At 63.4% G+C, this 923-nt stretch carries 1 protein-coding gene; it reads right to left on the reverse strand.

What is annotated here, in order from left to right:
• The coding region (locus ACYPYD_RS18220) for a DUF2059 domain-containing protein (protein WP_459664652.1) at positions 1-710 on the reverse strand (710 nt) is incomplete at its 3' end.
• Positions 711-923: the final 213 nt, after the last annotated feature.

A 923-nucleotide genomic window follows, 5' to 3' on the forward strand; every position in this document is an offset into this window, starting at 1 on the left:
TTCTTCGCCTCGCCCTCGTCCAGCTCCTTGCGCGAAATGCCGAGCAGCCCGGCCAGCTTGTCCTTCTCGGCGCTCTTGAGGTCCGCGTACTTGCGCGGGGCAGGCAGATCGGCGGTGGAGGCCTTCACCTTGTCGATGATCGCCGGCATTTCCTTCATCAGCCGGGGCATCAGCGCCTGCATCCTGTTCATGACCTCGGGCGACATCATGATGATGTAGGAATCCGCCGCGTAGGCCTTGCCCGTCGGCGTGGCGAAGAAGGCGTTCATCTCCTGCAACTGCTTCGCGTCGAACCGCCCGGCGTAGGCGCTCGCCAGACCGTCGCGGATGTCGGGCTCGAACTGGGTCATCAGGCCCATCATGTCGGTCATCATCGTACGGGTGGTGGCCGACATGCGCTGCTTGAAGGCCGGGTCGTAGATCTCCATGATCTGCGCCATGGTGCCGCTGCCCAGCTTCTCGGTATCGACGCCGCTGATCCCGGCAAGGTCCTTGAGCGGCATCTGCATCATGGAATCCATGATGGAATCCATCATCTTGTCCATCGTGCCGTTCATGATCCGGCCATAGGTCCCGAGCGGGAACACGTAGTCGACCGTCTGCTTCGCAGCGGCAAGACGCGCCGGGTCGGCGGCAGCTACGCGCTCGGCCGCAAGAACAGGCGAAGCCGACGCCAGCAGGGCGGCGCAAGCGGTAAGGACGAAACGCATCTGAGATACTCCCACAGGTCCGCTCGAACGGGACGCCGCAGGGCATATCCCGTTCGCCACTATGGGAAAAATGAAAATGATGGTTGGTCGCAGATGCCAGATCGTGCGCCTCGCCGCGCGGGCTTCGACAAGCTCAGCCTGAGCGGGACCGGGAGGTTCGCACCAACTCCGCTCGCCCTGAGCTTGTCGAAGGGCCTCGGATCAGCTCCGCGA

This window comes from Novosphingobium sp. 11B (genome assembly GCF_054589055.1).